The 15471-nt window shown below is 62.0% G+C and carries 13 protein-coding genes; 10 read left to right on the forward strand and 3 right to left on the reverse strand.

Features of this window, described 5'->3' with window-relative positions:
• Positions 1–185: 185 nt before the first annotated feature.
• Positions 186–1415: a bifunctional glutamate N-acetyltransferase/amino-acid acetyltransferase ArgJ gene (gene argJ / locus AC30NL_RS02605; RefSeq protein ID WP_489462453.1), complete on the forward strand. Its 1230-nt coding sequence runs from the start codon at positions 186–188 to the stop codon at positions 1413–1415.
• Positions 1416–1491: 76 nt separating this feature from the next.
• Here the strand turns inward: argJ and ugpQ are convergent, their stop codons facing one another.
• Both ugpQ and AC30NL_RS02615 read right to left on the reverse strand, forming a co-directional pair.
• The gene (gene ugpQ / locus AC30NL_RS02610) at positions 1492–2241 is read right to left on the reverse strand and encodes a glycerophosphodiester phosphodiesterase (protein WP_489462454.1); all 750 of its coding nucleotides are present in this window, start codon (positions 2239–2241) and stop codon (positions 1492–1494) included.
• Between the two features lie 5 nt (positions 2242–2246).
• Entirely contained in the window at positions 2247–2378 is a 132-nt protein-coding gene (locus AC30NL_RS02615) for a hypothetical protein (protein ID WP_489462455.1), read from the reverse strand.
• 209 nt (positions 2379–2587) lie between these two features.
• Between AC30NL_RS02615 and AC30NL_RS02620 the strand changes: the two genes are divergently transcribed.
• Entirely contained in the window at positions 2588–6580 is a 3993-nt protein-coding gene (locus tag AC30NL_RS02620; protein ID WP_489462456.1) for a DUF3683 domain-containing protein, read from the forward strand.
• A 225-nt stretch (positions 6581–6805) separates the two neighbouring features.
• On the opposite strand, the gene AC30NL_RS02625 is transcribed toward AC30NL_RS02620, so the two are convergent.
• A complete protein-coding gene (locus AC30NL_RS02625) occupies positions 6806–7789 on the reverse strand; it encodes a Bug family tripartite tricarboxylate transporter substrate binding protein (protein ID WP_489462457.1) in 984 nt (327 codons plus the stop codon).
• A 107-nt stretch (positions 7790–7896) separates the two neighbouring features.
• On the opposite strand from AC30NL_RS02625, the gene AC30NL_RS02630 reads away from it, so the two are divergent.
• From AC30NL_RS02630 to xrtB, 8 genes are all read left to right on the forward strand, one after another.
• Positions 7897–8361 carry an HIT family protein gene (locus AC30NL_RS02630; protein ID WP_489462458.1) on the forward strand — a complete coding sequence of 155 codons (465 nt, stop codon included), beginning with the start codon at positions 7897–7899 and terminating at the stop codon, positions 8359–8361.
• Positions 8362–8587: 226 nt separating this feature from the next.
• A complete protein-coding gene (locus AC30NL_RS02635; protein WP_489462459.1) occupies positions 8588–9004 on the forward strand; it encodes a gamma-butyrobetaine hydroxylase family protein in 417 nt (138 codons plus the stop codon).
• An 8-nt stretch (positions 9005–9012) separates the two neighbouring features.
• Positions 9013–9744, forward strand: a complete 732-nt coding sequence (gene ubiE, locus AC30NL_RS02640; RefSeq protein ID WP_489462460.1) for a bifunctional demethylmenaquinone methyltransferase/2-methoxy-6-polyprenyl-1,4-benzoquinol methylase UbiE — start codon at positions 9013–9015, stop codon at positions 9742–9744.
• A gap of 477 nt (positions 9745–10221) precedes the next feature.
• Positions 10222–11226, forward strand: coding sequence for an EpsD family peptidyl-prolyl cis-trans isomerase (locus AC30NL_RS02645; RefSeq protein ID WP_489462461.1), 1005 nt, complete (start codon positions 10222–10224; stop codon positions 11224–11226).
• A gap of 79 nt (positions 11227–11305) precedes the next feature.
• Positions 11306–12118, forward strand: a complete 813-nt coding sequence (epsE, locus tag AC30NL_RS02650; RefSeq protein ID WP_489462462.1) for a polysaccharide export protein EpsE — start codon at positions 11306–11308, stop codon at positions 12116–12118.
• 9 nt (positions 12119–12127) lie between these two features.
• Complete coding sequence (epsF, locus tag AC30NL_RS02655) at positions 12128–13543, forward strand: chain length determinant protein EpsF (protein ID WP_489462463.1); 1416 nt, start codon at positions 12128–12130, stop codon at positions 13541–13543.
• Complete coding sequence (epsG, locus tag AC30NL_RS02660; RefSeq protein ID WP_489462464.1) at positions 13543–14448, forward strand: chain length determinant protein tyrosine kinase EpsG; 906 nt, start codon at positions 13543–13545, stop codon at positions 14446–14448. The genes epsF and epsG overlap by 1 nt, the downstream gene beginning before the upstream one ends.
• Positions 14449–14455: 7 nt before the next feature.
• Positions 14456–15343 (forward strand): exosortase B, encoded by an 888-nt coding sequence (gene xrtB / locus AC30NL_RS02665; RefSeq protein ID WP_489462465.1) that lies wholly within the window; start codon positions 14456–14458, stop codon positions 15341–15343.
• Positions 15344–15471: the final 128 nt, after the last annotated feature.

Below are 15471 nucleotides of genomic sequence, written 5' to 3' on the forward strand. Positions count from 1 at the left end.
AGCGCAGCCATAGCTTGGCTATGGCGAGCATTTGCAACGACGAGCAGGGGGCTTTTGGCGTGATGAGCGGGCATGATCGAAATACTCTCAGCCTCTGAGCCGGATCCACGGGTGTTGCTTGATGTGATGGCACTGGCTTGGTTGCTTTCTACAATGGCGACCTTCCTCATCGAGCGAGCCATTCCATGCCCGTCAATCTCAATGCCCCTGACCCGAATGACCTGCATCCCGTTCCCGGCGTGAAGCTAGGCATCGCGATGGCGGGTGTGCGCAAGGCCAACCGCCGCGACCTGACAGTGGTGACGCTCGACGAAGGTTCGCAGGTCGCGGGCGTTTTCACTCGCAATCGCTTTTGCGCGGCGCCGGTGCAGTTGTGCCGCCAGCATCTTGCGGCCGATTCGGCTTCGCGCGCGATCCTTATCAACACTGGCAATGCAAATGCCGGTACCGGCGAAGATGGCTTGGTGCGGGCGCTGTCGACTTGTGTCGCGCTGGCCCGAAAGCTCGAGATCTCGCCGCAGCAGGTGCTGCCGTTTTCCACTGGCGTGATCATGGAGAGCCTGCCCAACGATCGCATCGAGGCGGGCCTGCCCGCGGCGCTTGCCGACCTGCGCGAAGACAACTGGGGCGCGGCGGCCGAGGCCATCATGACCACCGACACCGTGCCGAAGGCCGCGTCGCGCCGCGTGCGTATCGGCGGCAAGCAAGTCACGATCACCGGCATCAGCAAAGGCGCGGGGATGATCCGTCCGAACATGGCGACGATGCTGGGATTCGTTGCGACCGACGCTGTGATCGCGCCGGCGCTGATGAAAGCGCTGGTGCATGAAGCTGCGAACCGGTCTTTCAACCGCATCACCATTGACGGCGATACGTCGACCAACGATTCCTTTCTGCTCATCGCGACGGGCAAGGCCGGCAACGATCCGGTCACGCGGTTCGACACCGCCGACGGCGACGCGTTACGCAAGGCGATCATCGAGGTCTGCGAACAGCTCGCCCAGGCCATCGTCCGCGATGGCGAGGGTGCGACCAAGTTCATCACCGTGCAGGTCGACGGTGGCAAGTCGGAACACGAATGCAAGCAAGTGGCCTATGCCATTGCGCACTCGCCGCTCGTGAAGACAGCCTTCTTCGCCAGCGATCCCAACCTCGGCCGCATTTTGGCAGCGGTGGGCTACGCGGGCATCGACGACCTCGACCAGACCTGCATCGATCTTTTCCTCGACGACGTCCACGTTGCGAAGGATGGGGGCCGCAATCCGACTTACCGCGAAGAAGACGGCCAGCGCGTGATGAAGCAAAGCGAGATCAATGTGCGTGTCGATCTGCATCGCGGGGACGAGACGGCCACCGTGTGGACCTGCGACCTCAGCTACGACTACGTGAAGATCAACGCGGACTACCGCAGTTGATGCTTGTGACTCCCTCTACCTCTTGTAGAACCTCTGGTAGAGACTGGTAGAGGGAGGACAGTCCGCTGTCTTCAAGTCAAATACTTCGAAAATCTTCCGCAGAAAAGCGGTCGACTGCATCCGTGATGATGCCGTAGATGCCACAGTTGACCAGCCAGTGAGCAGTGGCGGGATCGTTGACGGTGTAGGTCAGGACCCGCATGCCGGCCCCATGGATCTGCGCAATCACGGCTGCATCGAGCACTCCGTGGTTGGCGACGATGGCGACGCAGCCGAAGTCTTGTGCCTCCTTGAGCCAGCCCTTGCACAGTGTGTCGAGCAAGAGGGCGCGAGGCAGATCAGGTTGAGCAGCTCGCGCTGCGGCCAATGCGTCGGCGCGGAAGGAGCTCAAGAGTGGCTTTGTCTCGCTCTGCGCCCAGTGCCGCGCTGCTTCATCGGCAACCACCCGGCCAGTCTCTGCTTCCGCACCCGGCGTGGGCTTGATCTCGATGTTGAGCGCGAAGCCGTTGCGCAGGCAATAGCCGGCGATGCCCGTGAGGCTCGGAATCGGCTCGCCGAGGAATGCGGGGCTGTGCCAGCCTCCCGCATCAATGCACGCGAGTTCGTTCCATGCCCTGTCGGCAGCCACTCCGCGTTCCGACGTCGTACGTTCCAGAGTTGCGTCGTGCAGGAGAAACGGCACGCCATCGGCGCTCAGCTTCACATCGCACTCGAAGGCGCGATACCCATGCGCCGCCCCGACACGGAATGCCGCGAGTGTGTTCTCAGGTGCCAGCTTGCCGGCTCCGCGGTGCGCAATCCAGAACGGGTAGGGCCAATCCTTCATCCCGATCACACTCGTTGCTGGGTCGCAGCGTCGAACCAATGCAGATGCTGCGCGTCCATATGCGGAGTCAGCATGTCGCCGATGTGCGGCGACATGCCCATGCCATCGATGCGAACCGTGAAGAAATGGAACACCATGGCGATGTCACGTTCGCACGGCTCAATGTCATTGGTTCCTGCCGTTGTTGCTGGATGACGAAGAGTGTCGTGGAGAAGAAGACGGAGCAACGGGGGATTACCCCGCTGAAGAAACCTCAGTACGCGAGCCCGCAGAACTGAGGGAAAACACCCGTGCGTTACCATGGCCCCTTAAGTGCTGGCACGGGCCCGTTGAGGCTCGAATTTCGATGAACGCACCCACGATCCTGAACGAAATCGCCGGCGCTGCGGAGCTGGCCCACGGCGCGCCACGTCTGCGCGAGATCCCGTACAACTACACGTCATTCTCCGACCGCGAGATCGTGATCCGCCTGTTGGGCGTGAGGGCCTGGGAGGTGCTCAATCGCCTGCGTGAAGAACGCCAGACCGGGCGATCGTCTCGCATGTTGTACGAGGTGCTGGGCGACATCTGGGTGGTCCAGCGCAACCCGTATCTGCAAGACGACATGCTGGACAACCCGCGTCGTCGCAAGCTGCTCATCGATGCGCTGCATCACCGGCTGCACGAGGTCGAAAAGCGGCGCAATCCGACGGCCGACGCAGAACGCGATCGCCATGTCGGCGAGTTGCTCAAGGCAGCCTCAAAGGCGATCGATTCCTTCGCCGAACAGTTCAAGGCCATTTACGACCTGCGCAAGCGCTCGACCAAGGTGCTGGGCAGGCACACCGCCAAGGACAACATCAAGTTCGACGGCTTGAGCCGTGTATCTCACGTGACCGATGCGACCGACTGGCGCGTTGAATATCCCTTCGTGGTGCTTACACCAGACACCGAGGCCGAAATGGCCGGGCTGGTCGGCGCGTGCATCGAGTTGGGCCTGACCATCATTCCGCGTGGGGGCGGCACGGGCTACACGGGCGGTGCGGTACCGCTGACCTGGAACAGTGCGGTCATGAACACCGAGAAGCTCGAGGCCATGACGGGCGTCGAGATGATGACACTGCCCGGCATGGACCGCGAGGTGGCCACCATCTGGACCGAAGCCGGCGTCGTGACGCAGCGTGTGGCCGATGCGGCCGAGCGCGGCGGCTTCGTCTTCGCTGTGGACCCGACCTCGGCCGAGGCCTCGTGCGTTGGCGGCAACGTCGCGATGAACGCCGGGGGCAAGAAGGCCGTGCTCTGGGGCACTGCGCTCGACAACCTCGCGTCGTGGCGCATGGTCACGCCCGATGCCAAGTGGCTGGAAGTGGTTCGGCTGAACCACAACATGGGCAAGATTCACGACGTTGACGTGGCGAGCTTCGAATGCCGCTACTACGATGCAACGGGCAAGGTTCTTGAGAGGACAGAGAAGCTCGACATCCCGGGCAAGATCTTCCGCAGGGAAGGCCTGGGCAAGGACGTCACCGACAAGTTCCTTGCCGGGCTGCCCGGCATACAGAAAGAAGGCTGCGACGGCCTCATCACGAGCTGCCGCTGGGTCGTGCACAAGATGCCGGCGCACACTCGAACGGTGTGCCTTGAGTTCTTCGGCAACGCGAAGGATGCCGTTCCTTCGATCGTCGAGATCAAGGACTTCATGTTCGCGGAAGCGAAAGCAGGCGGTGCGATTCTGGCGGGCCTGGAGCATTTGGACGACCGCTATTTGAAGGCCGTCGGCTACGCGACCAAGAGCAAGCGCGGGACGTTGCCAAAGATGGTGCTGGTGGGCGACATCGCCGGCGACGACGGCGACGTCGTGGCGCGCGCGACGAGCGAAGTGGTCCGCATTGCCAACAGCCGCGCGGGCGAAGGCTTCGTCGCGGTGAGCGCCGAAGCGCGCAAGAAGTTCTGGCTCGACCGCAAACGCACAGCGGCCATCAGCAAGCACACGAACGCGTTCAAGGTGAACGAGGACGTGGTGATTCCGCTGCCGCGCATGGGTGAGTACACAGAGGGCATCGAGCGGATCAACGTCGAGCTGTCCTTGCGAAACAAGCTGGCGCTGGTGAATGCGCTGGAAGAGTTTTTCCTGAGCGGGAACCTGCCACTGGGCAGGAGCGACGACGCCAACGACATTCCGGCGGCTGAGTTGCTGGAAGACCGTGTGCAGCAGGCCTTGTCCATGCTGCGCGAGGTGAGGGCACTGTGGCAGTGGACGATGGTGAATCTGGACGTTCCCGTTCAGGACGCATTGTCCAAGGCCGCAACGCCAGCGAGCGCCAGCATCCATGCGGCAGTGGAGCGGGCTCTGTCCAAGTCGCAGGCTTCCACTGCGGAGACGGTATTCCAGATCGTTCAAGATCACCGCCTTCGTGCCTCATGGAAAGCGCAAATCCGCGCCCCCCTCCAGCAGATTTTCTCGGGCGCCGCCCTGTCGACCATCGTCGACGCTGCCCAGAAGATTCACAAGGACATTCTCCGCGGACGCGTGTGGGTGGCCTTGCACATGCACGCAGGCGACGGCAACGTGCACACCAACATCCCCGTCAACAGCGACAACTACCAAATGCTGCAGACGGCGCACGAAGCCGTGGCGCGCATCATGAAGCTGGCGCGTTCGCTCGATGGCGTGATCTCGGGCGAGCATGGCATCGGCATCACCAAGATCGAATTCCTGACTGACGACGAGCTGGCTAACTTCACTGCCTACAAAAGGCGGGTGGACCCCGAGGGGCGATTCAACAAGGGCAAGCTGCTGCGCGGCTTCTCTGTCGACGGAATGGCGCTGCACGCCGACCTGACCAACGCCTACACGCCGAGCTTCGGGCTGATGGGCCACGAGTCGCTCATCATGCAGCAGAGCGATATCGGCGACATCTCAAATTCCATCAAGGACTGCCTGCGCTGCGGCAAGTGCAAGCCGGTGTGCGCAACACATGTGCCTCGCGCCAACCTGCTCTACAGCCCGCGCAACAAGATCCTCGCGACTTCGCTGCTCGTCGAAGCCTTCCTGTACGAAGAGCAGACGCGCCGTGGCGTGTCGATCAAGCACTGGGAAGAGTTCGAGGACGTGGCCGACCACTGCACGGTCTGCCACAAATGCGAGTCGCCATGCCCGGTGGACATCGACTTCGGCGACGTGTCGATGAACATGCGCAACCTCTTGCGCAAGATGGGCAAGAAGAGCTTCCGTCCCGGCAACAAGATGGCAATGATGATGCTCAACGCCACCAATCCGGAGACCATCAAGCTGATGCGAACCGCGATGGTCGAGGTGGGCTTCCGTGCGCAACGTGCTGCCAACACCCTTCTGCGCGGTCTCGCGAACAAGCAGACGGCGGCACCGCCGTCGACAGTGGGCACGGCTGCGATCAAGGAGCAGGTGATCCACTTCATCAACAAGAAGCTGCCGGGCAACCTGCCGAAGAAGACGGCGCGTGCCTTGCTCGACATCGAGGACAAGAACTACGTCCCGATCATTCGCGATCCAAAGGCGACGACTGCGGAGACGGAGGCCGTCTTCTACTTCCCGGGGTGCGGGTCGGAGCGCTTGTTCTCGCAAGTGGGTCTCGCCACGCAGGCGATGCTCTGGCATGCCGGCGTGCAGACCGTGCTGCCGCCCGGCTACCTGTGCTGCGGCTATCCGCAGCGCGGCTCAGGCCAGTTCGACAAAGCCGAGAAGATCATCACTGACAACCGTGTGCTGTTCCATCGCGTGGCGAACACGCTCAACTACCTCGACATCAAGACCGTGGTGGTGAGCTGCGGCACCTGCTACGACCAGCTTCAGGGCTACCAGTTCGACAAGATTTTTCCGGGCTGCCGCATCATCGACATCCACGAGTACCTGCTCGAAAAGGGCATCACGCTCGACGCGGCGAACAGCGCGGGCGGGTATCTCTTCCACGACCCCTGCCACAGCCCCATGAAGCTGCAGGAGCCGATGAAAACGGTGAAGGCGCTCGTCGGCGACAACGTGAGGAAGAGCGAGCGCTGCTGCGGAGAAAGCGGCACGCTCGGCGTGACGCGGCCTGATATTTCCACGCAGGTTCGCTTCCGCAAGGAAGAGGAATTGCGCAAGGATGAAGTGGCCTTGCGGGCAACTGGAGCGGTGCCGGAGAAGGGGGCGGTGAAGATCCTGACGTCATGCCCGAGCTGCTTGCAGGGCTTGTCGCGCTACACGGGCGACCTGAACAATGGGCTGCTCGAGGCGGACTACATCGTGGTCGAGATGGCGAACCAGATTCTCGGGCCGGATTGGATGCCGGAGTATGTGGAGCGGGCGAACGAGGGCGGGATCGAGCGGGTTTTGGTGTGAAGACCGGTCCCGGCGTTTCACAAATGAAAACCGGGATCGCGTTTGCGTCAAGACCCTCGAGTCAGAGGCTGAGAGTTTTTCGAGCGTGCCCGAGCAGCACGTCAAAAGGCGCCTGATCGAGGCGCAAAGCGCAGCCATAGCTCGTGCTATGGCGAGCATTTGCAACCACGAGCAGGGGTCTTTTGGCGTGATGAGCGGGCATGATCGAAATACTCTCAGCCTCTCTCACTCCGCCGACAACCCCCGCTCCTTGATCAGCTTGTGCCAGAACGCCGTCTCGTTCCGCAGGAACGCAGCCAGCGCAGGCCCGTCGGACGGCGTCACTTCCAACCCAAAATCCTCCAACCGAGCCTTCACATCCGGCGTCGTGATCGCCTTGTTCATCTCCGCCGTCAGCCTCGCCACAATCTCCGGTGCCGTGCCCTTGGGCACGAAGAGCGCCTGCCACGCCGTCACGTCGAAGTCCTTGATGCCGATCTCATCCAGCGTTGGCACATCGGGTTGCGACGGGATGCGCTTCTTTGACATCACCGCCAGCGCCTTGACCTTGCCGCTGCGAATCTGCGGCAAGCCGGCGGCCGTGTCGAGCACCATCATCGGCACCTGCCAGCCGATGACGTCTTGCACCGCCGGTGCCGTGCCGCGATAAGGCACGTGCACGACGAAGGCCTTGGTACGGTCCTTGAGCAGTTCCATGGCCAGGTGGTGCGGGCTGCCGATGCCCGGCGATGCATAGCTGTACTTGCCCGGGTTCTTCTTGATCTCGTCGAGCAACTGGCTGGCGCTCGTGAAGCCAGAGTTCGGATTCACCGCGAGGATCAACGGAAAGCGTGCCATGAAGCCGACCGGCACCAGGTCTTTCGGGTCGTAGGGCAGCTTCTTGTACATCGCACTGTGGAACACCATCGCGCCGTTGTCGCCGGTCACGATCGTGTAGCCGTCGGGCGCTGACTTCGCTGCGTTGTCCGTGCCGATGATGCCGGCCGCGCCGGGGCGGTTGTCGATCACGATCGTCTGGCCGAGTTGCTTGCCGAGTTGCGGCGCCAGCTGACGTGCGAGGAAATCGGATCCGCCGCCTGCCGGGTAGGCCACCACCCAGCGGATCGGCTTTGCGGGCCAGCCCTGCGCAAAGCTGCCGAGAGGCATGGCAATAGCGGCGGATGCCGCGGCGAGGGCGAGCGCGCTGCGGCGCGTGATGGGCTGCGTCATGGAGTCCTTCCGCGATGAGGTGGCGCATCTTAATCATGCCCTTCGCGTGGCCGTGCGCCTGCCGACGCCATGTGCAGAGCGCCGAAGGGTACGCTGATAATGCGGCGATGCCCGCGCCACCCGTCTTCAAACCCGCCCACGATGCCATTGCAGGCTGCGATCTTTGCGTCGCCCCTGGCGGAGTCCTTGTCTGGTCTCAGGCCGATTGGCGTGTCATCCGCGTCGATGATGCGGCGCATCCCGCCTTCTATCGCGTGGTCTGCAATCGCCACGTGCGCGAATTCTCGGACCTGGCACCCGCGGAACGCCGGCGATGCATGGACCTCGTCTGCGCAATCGAACGCGTGCTGATCGACAAACTCACACCGACCAAGATCAACATCGCCGCCTTGGGCAACATGGTCCCGCACCTGCACTGGCATGTCATCGCGCGCTTCGAATGGGACAGCCATTTCCCGAATCCCGTGTGGGGTGACAAGCTGCGCGATCCGTTGCCGTCGCCCATGCAGCGCCTTGCGATGACCACGGAGCAACTCGACACTGCTGTCATTGCCGCCTTGTCGACCTGCTGATCAGGGCATTCCCCTTCGCTACACTGGCTAAGAGGCAAAGAGTTTTTCGATCATGCCCGCTCATCACGCCAAAAGACCCCTGCTCGTCGTTGCAAATGCTCGCCATAGCTAAGCTATGGCTGCGCTTTGCGCCTAGATCAAGCGCCTTTTGACGTGCTGCTCGGACACGTTCGAAATACTCTCAGCCTCTCAGACGCTTCATCGAGCACATCCCGAGCAAGAGCCCATGGCCGGCCTGACCCCTCAAACACCCCAGCCCACCTCGATTACCGTTCATCAGCAGTCGCGGGTGCTCGAGGTCGGTTTTGCCGATGGCCAGCAGTTCCGCATTCCTTTCGAGCTGATGCGCGTGTATTCGCCGTCGGCCGAAGTGCAGGGCCACGGACCGGGGCAGGAAGTGCTGCAGACTGGCAAGCGCGAGGTGGACATCATCTCCCTCGCCCCGGTTGGCAACTACGCCGTGCAACCGACGTTCTCCGACGGGCACGATACGGGCATCTTCTCCTGGGACTACCTCTACCATCTCGGCTCGCAGCAAGTCGATTTGTGGCGCAAGTACGAGGCACGGCTGGCCGAAGCTGGCGTGTCGCGTGATGCCGATATGCCAGCCAAGGCCGGATCGGCCTGCGGTCACCACCACTGAGCAGGACCATGAGCGAAACCCATTTCGGCTTCCAGAAGGTCGACGAAACCCAGAAGGCGAGCCGCGTGCGCAGCGTCTTTGATTCCGTCGCGTCCAAGTACGACGTGATGAACGACCTCATGTCCATGGGCTTGCACCGCGCCTGGAAGGCCTACACCGTGGGCGTCGCCAACGTCCGCTTGGGTGACCGGGTGCTGGACATTGCCGGCGGCACCGGTGATCTGGCCAAGGCCTTTGCAAAGAAGGTCGGCCCGACCGGCACCGTGGTGCACACCGACATCAACGAAGCCATGTTGCGCCAAGGCCGTGATCGCCTGCTCGACGAGGGGCTGGTGCTGCCCACATCCATCTGCGATGCCGAGGCGCTGCCTTTCGCGACTGGCAGCTTCGATCTTGTCACGGTGGCCTTCGGTCTGCGCAACATGACGCACAAGGAGCGGGCCCTGGCCGAAATGAACCGCGTGCTGCGCGTCGGTGGGCGCTTGCTGGTGCTCGAGTTTTCGAAGGTGGCCGCGCCGCTTCAAAAGCCCTATGACTGGTACTCGTTCAAGGTGCTGCCTCGCCTGGGGCAATGGGTGGCTGGCGATGCCGAGAGCTACCGCTACCTGGCGGAGTCCATCCGCATGCACCCGGGGCAGGCCGAGCTCAAGGAAATGATGAAAGCGGCCGGGTTCGGGCATGTGGATGTGCACAACCTGAGCGCGGGCGTTGTCGCCCTGCATGCCGGCATCAAGTGCTGATCTCCGGGGCGCGCTCGTGCCACCGAAGCGCCGTCCTGGTCTGAGAGGCTGAGAGTACTTCGATCATGCCCGCTCATCACGCCAAAAGACGCCTGCTCGTCGTTGCAAATGCTCGCCATAGTACGAGCTATGGCTGCGCTTTGCGCCTGGATCAGGCGCCTTTTGACGTGCTGCTCGGACACGCTCGAAATACTCTCAGCCTCTGCCTGACCCCCAAAGTTGAAGCTTCTGCGCCCCCTCGTATGCGGGGGAAGCGCGCATGAACTTGGGGTTCTAATCGGCGCTCACAAGGGCAGGCTGGCTTGACGTGTTCCGCCTTGCTTCACCAGTACACTCGAAGATTGCCCGCGCGCTGTGCGAAATCTCTCTTGAATGCGGCATTTTTTATTGCCCCCACTTCCGCACAGTTGTCACCACACTTTGCAGCACACGATGACAGAAGGCTCCCGGAGACCGCCCACGATGACTTCCACTCTCATGCTTTCTCGCCCCCTGACGACCGCCATGCGTGTTGCGGCCGTTGCCGTCGCTGTCTCGGCGGTGATGCTGGCAGGCTGTGGCAAGAAGGACGAAAAGAAGGCGTCGCAAACCGCGGCGCGCGTCAACAAGGAAGAAATCACCGTTCACCAGATCAACCATGTGCTGCAGGCGCAGCGTGGTCTGCCGCCCGAGCAAGCGGCTTCGGCGAGCAAGGTTGTTCTCGAAAAGCTCATCGACCAGGAGTTGACTGTTCAGAAGGCTGGTGAGCAAAAGATCGACCGCGACCCGAAAGTCGTCGCCGCCGTCGATTCCGCCCGCCGTGAAATCATTTCGCGCGCCTACATGGAAAAGATCGGTGCCGGTGCGCCCAAGCCGAGCCCGGAAGAAATCAAGAACTACTACGAGGAGAATCCCGCGCTCTTCAAGGAACGCCGGATATACAACTTGCAGGAAATCGTCATCGAAGCCAAGCCCGAACAGCTCGCCGAACTGCAATCCCGCCTCGCAGCGTCGAAGGACATCAACGAGTTCGTGGACTACCTGAAGGCCAACAACATCAAGTTCGGCGCGAACCAGGCCGTCCGCCCCGCAGAGCAGTTGCCGCTCCCCCGCCTCGACGCCATCTCCAAGTTGAAGGACGGCCAGGCGCAGTTCGTGCCCACGGCACACGGCGCGCAAATTCTGGTGCTCGTGAGTTCGCGCAGCCAGCCAGTTGACGAGGAACGCGCGCGTGGTCCCATTGAAAGCTATCTCGTCAGCGAGCGCCGCCGCAAGCTCGTCGAAGACGATCTCAAGGCCCTGCGCAGTTCGGCCAAGATTGAATACGTGGGTGATTTCGTTCGCACCGACAAGCCGGCTTCCGCGCCGTCGACCGAGGTCAAGCTGACCAAGTCCCCGCTCACGTCGACGCCGTCGTCGGCACCGGAACCGATTCTGCCCGTCCAGCCCGCTTCCATGCCCACGGGCAGCACGCTGGAGCAAGGCATCAAAGGTTTGAAATAACGAGAACGTCTGGCAGCGGGAGTGCCGATGCAGTGCTGGGGGCACGCTTGACACCAGCCGATGAAATATGAGGACCACCATGAGATCTTTTCTGAAGTACCTGCTGCTGTTCTGGTTTGGCATTTCCTCCGCGATCGCGCAAACCGCACTGCCCACTCAGCCGCGGCCTGAACACACCCTTGGTCCAGGAGACGTGATTCGGATCGCGGTCTACCAGAACCCCGACTTGAGCGTCGAAACGCGCTTGTCCGAAAACGGCCAGATCACTTTCCCGCTGATTGGCGCCGTGTCGCTTGACGGCCTGTCCATCACGGCCGCCGAGCAGCGGATCGCCAAGGCTTTGCGTGACGGCAACTTCGTGCTGAAGCCGCAAGTCACGGTTTCGCTGCAGCAGGTTCGCAGTGCGCAGATTTCCGTGCTTGGCCAAGTCGGCAAACCCGGGCGCTACCCGATCGAAACTGTCGGCAGCAAAGTGTCAGAGATGATTGCCGCGGCCGGCGGTGTTTCACCGACAGGCTCCGACATCGTCACGCTCGTCGGCGCGCGCAATGGCAAGCCGGTGCGGCTCGAGATCGATCTACCTGCCATCCTGCAGGCGGGCAAGAACGAGCTCGACATCGTGGTCGCCAACAACGACATCCTGTACGTCGACCGCGCCCCAATGCTCTACATCTACGGCGAGGTGCAGCACCCCGGTGCCACCCGCGTCGAACGCGGCATGACTGTGCTGCAGGCCCTCGCGGCCTCCGGGGGTGTCACGCAGCGCGGCACCGAGCGCGGCCTCAAGATTCATCGCCGCGATGCTTCCGGCAATGTGCGCATCATTCAACCCAACATGAACGACATGGTCGAACGTGACGATGTCATCTACGTGCGCGAGTCGCTGTTCTAAGGCAAGGCCATGAGTCCCCTGCAGGTGTTCCGGGCCATCTGGTCCAAGAAATGGCTGGTGCTGCTGATCGCGGTGATCGTGGCGGTGATCGGTACGGCGGTCACCCTGAAGCTTCCCAAGCAGTTCATTGCCGAAGCGTCGATGATCGTCGACGTGCGGGTGGACCCGATCATGGGGGCGCTTGCTCCGGGCCTGGCGTCGCCGGCGTACATGGCAACGCAGGTGGAAGTGCTCAAGAGCGACCGCGTGGCTTCGCGCGTCGTCAAGATGCTGGGCGTCGAGCGTTCGCCTGAAGCGGTGCGGCAGTGGCGCGAATCGACTGAGGCCAAGGTGCCGCTCGAACGCTATTTCGCTGGGCTATTGCAGCGCGGCCTGACGGTCGAGCCGGCACACGGCAGCAATGTGATCAGCATCAGCTTCGCTTCTCAGGACGCGGCTTTTGCAGCAAGCGCGGCCAACGCATTCGCGCAGGCGTATATGGACGTCTCGGTCGAACTTCGCATCGAACCGGCGCGGCAGTCGGCGGTGTTCCTCGACGAACAGGTCAAGCTCCTGCGTACCAACCTCGAAGCGGCCCAGGCCAAGCTGTCGAAGTTTCAGCAGGACAAGGGCATCATCGTCAATGACGAGCGGCTCGACCAGGAAAATGCACGCCTGGGCACGCTGCTCGCGCAGCTCGGAACGGCTGAGGGCGAATCGGTCGAGGCACAGACTCGCCAACGCAACACTGGCGGTGACACGTCGCCCGACGTGATGAGCAACGCTGCAGTTCAGGGGCTCAAAGCCCAACTGTCGCTCGCGGTAACCAAGCTGAGCGAACTCAGCAGCATCGTCGGCAAGAACCACCCGACTCGTGTACAGCTCGAAGCGCAGATCGCCGAACTGAAGCAGCAGATCGCCAGCGAGATTCGTCGCGTTTCCGGCGGCAGTTCGGTCGTGGCTCGCGGTACCGGCCAGAAGATTGCTGAGTTGCGTAACCTCGTTGAGCAACAAAAGAAGCAGGTACTGTCGCTGCGTTCGCAGAAGGACCAGGTTTCCGTGCTCCTGCGCGACGTTGAAACGGCACAGCGCGCCTATGAGGGTGTCAGCCAGCGAGTGAGCTTGCTAAACCTCGAAGGACAGAACATGCAGGCCAACACGCGACTTCTGAGTCAGGCGGTGGAACCACTCTACCCGGCGCGACCACGCGTCTTTGTCAACATCATCGGCTCGATCGTCGGCGGCTTGCTGCTGGGTATCGGTGTCGCGCTGTTGTGGGAAATGCTTGATCGTCGCGTGCGAGGCCCGCAAGACCTGCTTGCGACTGCTGGTGTGCCGGTGATCGGGGTCTTGCGTCCTGGTGACTCCAAGCGTCCGATCTTCCGGCAACTGACCTCCGGGCAACGACTCGCCAAGCCTATGCTGAACGCCCCGGGAGCGCGTTGATGAAGATGACAGTATCAGTGGCCACCGGCGCGCCGAGGGCCAACCGCTCAATCGGCGCGATCCTGATGGACAGCGGCGTGCTGACTCCGGAAAACGCAGAGCGAATCATCCTGTTCCAGAAAGAGAATGACATTCGCTTTGGCGAGGCGGCGATACGCCTGGGCATGCTGACCGAAGCCGACATCCAGTACGCGCTGTCGCGCCAGTTCTCGTACGCTTACCTGCGTGCAAGTGCAGAGAAGAAGTCGCTCTCCGACGAGCTCGTGGCGGCGTATCAGCCTTTCAGCCCGCGGGTGGAGCAGCTGCGCGCGATCCGCAGCCAACTGATGCTGCGCTGGTTCGACAAGACCGAACAGCGTCAAGTGCTGACTGTCGTCGCAGCGGATGCCCGCGTGGGCCGCTCCTACCTCGCTGCCAATCTCGCGATCATCTTTTCACAGCTGGGCGAGCGAACGCTGCTGATTGATGCGGACATGCGCAATCCGCGACAGCACGAGATGTTCCTGTTGCAGAACAAGGTTGGGCTGTCCACTGTGCTTGCGGGCCGCTCGCGCGACGAGGCCATCATTCGCATTACCGACCTCGCGGGGCTGTACGTGCTGCCTTCGGGGCCGATCCCGCCAAATCCACTCGAGCTTCTCAGCAAGATGAATCTGGATGAATTCCTGATTCACGCGCGCGCAAGTTTCGACGTGATCATCATCGACACGCCTTCGTTGTCCGTGGGCGAAGATGCTGCCATGATCGCCGCGCGCACCGGCTCGGTTCTCGCCCTGGCGCGTGCGGGCAAGACGCGCATCAGCGCATTCAACGACATGGTGCAAGGTCTCATCGAATCGGGTGTGGCCGTGGTGGGTTCCGTCCTCAACGACGTGCCCGAGCCCAAGCAGGTCAAGAAGAAGTGAGCACGCAGTGAGCAGTACCGCCTCCGCCCGGAACAGCTTGCTGGTCGGCTCCGACCGCTACATGCCGTGGTTCGTCGTGCTTGTCGGCTTTTGCGCGATGTACGTGCCTGTTTACTGGTGGGCGGCTCAGGGCATCTGGCAATCGGATGATCACGGACACGGTCCCATCATCCTCGCGGTGGTGGTCTGGCTGTTCTGGTCGATTCGCGGTCAACTGCTTGACACGCCTTCTGAACCCTCGCGCGCGTGGGGCTGGCCGATTTTTGCATTCGGCTTGCTGATGTACTTCACCGGGCGCGTCTTCAACATTTCCATTCTCGAAATCGCCTCGCAGATTCCTGTTGTCGCAGGATTGCTGCTCCTGATGAAGGGGCCTGCGGCGCTGCGCCTCGCGTGGTTCCCGGTCATCTACTTCATCTTCATGATCCCGCTGCCGGGCATGCTGGTCGACGCCATCACTGGCCCGCTCAAGCAATGGATTTCCGCGATCGTCGAAACCATTTTGTACGCGGCAGGCTACCCGATCGCACGCAGCGGCGTGATCATCAGCATCGGCCAATATCAGCTCCAGGTGGCCGATGCCTGCTCGGGCTTGCACTCGATGTTCAGCCTCTCCGCTCTGGGCACGTTGTTCATGTTCATCATGGCCCGCAAGAGCCGCTTGCATAACGCAATCATGCTGGCCTCGCTGCTGCCAATTGCCTTTGTTGCGAACATCGTGCGCGTGATGGTGCTCGTGCTCATCACCTACTACCTCGGCGACGAGGCTGGGCAGGGCTTCCTGCACGGCACCGCGGGCATGGTGCTGATGGTCATCGCTTTGCTGATCTGCTTCCTGCTCGACGCCATGCTGGTGAAGGTGTTGCCTTCGGCCGAGGCTCGTCGGCTTCGCTGACCTGAGAGGCTGAGAGTATTTCGACCATGCCCGCTCATCACGCCAAAAGGCCCCTGCTCGTCGTTGCAAATGCTCGCCATAGCACGAGCTATGGCTGCGATTTGCGCCTAGATCAGACGCCTTTTGAC

Source organism: Rhizobacter sp., assembly GCA_021153565.1.
Classification (GTDB): domain Bacteria; phylum Pseudomonadota; class Gammaproteobacteria; order Burkholderiales; family Burkholderiaceae_C; genus Albitalea.

Bases quoted from the DNA above. Each gene is read 5' to 3' on its own strand.
- argJ (WP_489462453.1), top strand. From the start codon at position 186: ATGCCCGTCAATCTCAATGCCCCTGACCCGAATGACCTGCATCCCGTT.
- ugpQ (WP_489462454.1), bottom strand. From the start codon at position 2,241: ATGAAGGATTGGCCCTACCCGTTCTGGATTGCGCACCGCGGAGCCGGC.
- AC30NL_RS02615 (WP_489462455.1), bottom strand. From the start codon at position 2,378: ATGGTGTTCCATTTCTTCACGGTTCGCATCGATGGCATGGGCATGTCG.
- AC30NL_RS02620 (WP_489462456.1), top strand. From the start codon at position 2,588: ATGAACGCACCCACGATCCTGAACGAAATCGCCGGCGCTGCGGAGCTG.
- AC30NL_RS02625 (WP_489462457.1), bottom strand. From the start codon at position 7,789: ATGACGCAGCCCATCACGCGCCGCAGCGCGCTCGCCCTCGCCGCGGCA.
- AC30NL_RS02630 (WP_489462458.1), top strand. From the start codon at position 7,897: ATGCCCGCGCCACCCGTCTTCAAACCCGCCCACGATGCCATTGCAGGC.
- AC30NL_RS02635 (WP_489462459.1), top strand. From the start codon at position 8,588: ATGGCCGGCCTGACCCCTCAAACACCCCAGCCCACCTCGATTACCGTT.
- ubiE (WP_489462460.1), top strand. From the start codon at position 9,013: ATGAGCGAAACCCATTTCGGCTTCCAGAAGGTCGACGAAACCCAGAAG.
- AC30NL_RS02645 (WP_489462461.1), top strand. From the start codon at position 10,222: ATGCTTTCTCGCCCCCTGACGACCGCCATGCGTGTTGCGGCCGTTGCC.
- epsE (WP_489462462.1), top strand. From the start codon at position 11,306: ATGAGATCTTTTCTGAAGTACCTGCTGCTGTTCTGGTTTGGCATTTCC.
- epsF (WP_489462463.1), top strand. From the start codon at position 12,128: ATGAGTCCCCTGCAGGTGTTCCGGGCCATCTGGTCCAAGAAATGGCTG.
- epsG (WP_489462464.1), top strand. From the start codon at position 13,543: ATGAAGATGACAGTATCAGTGGCCACCGGCGCGCCGAGGGCCAACCGC.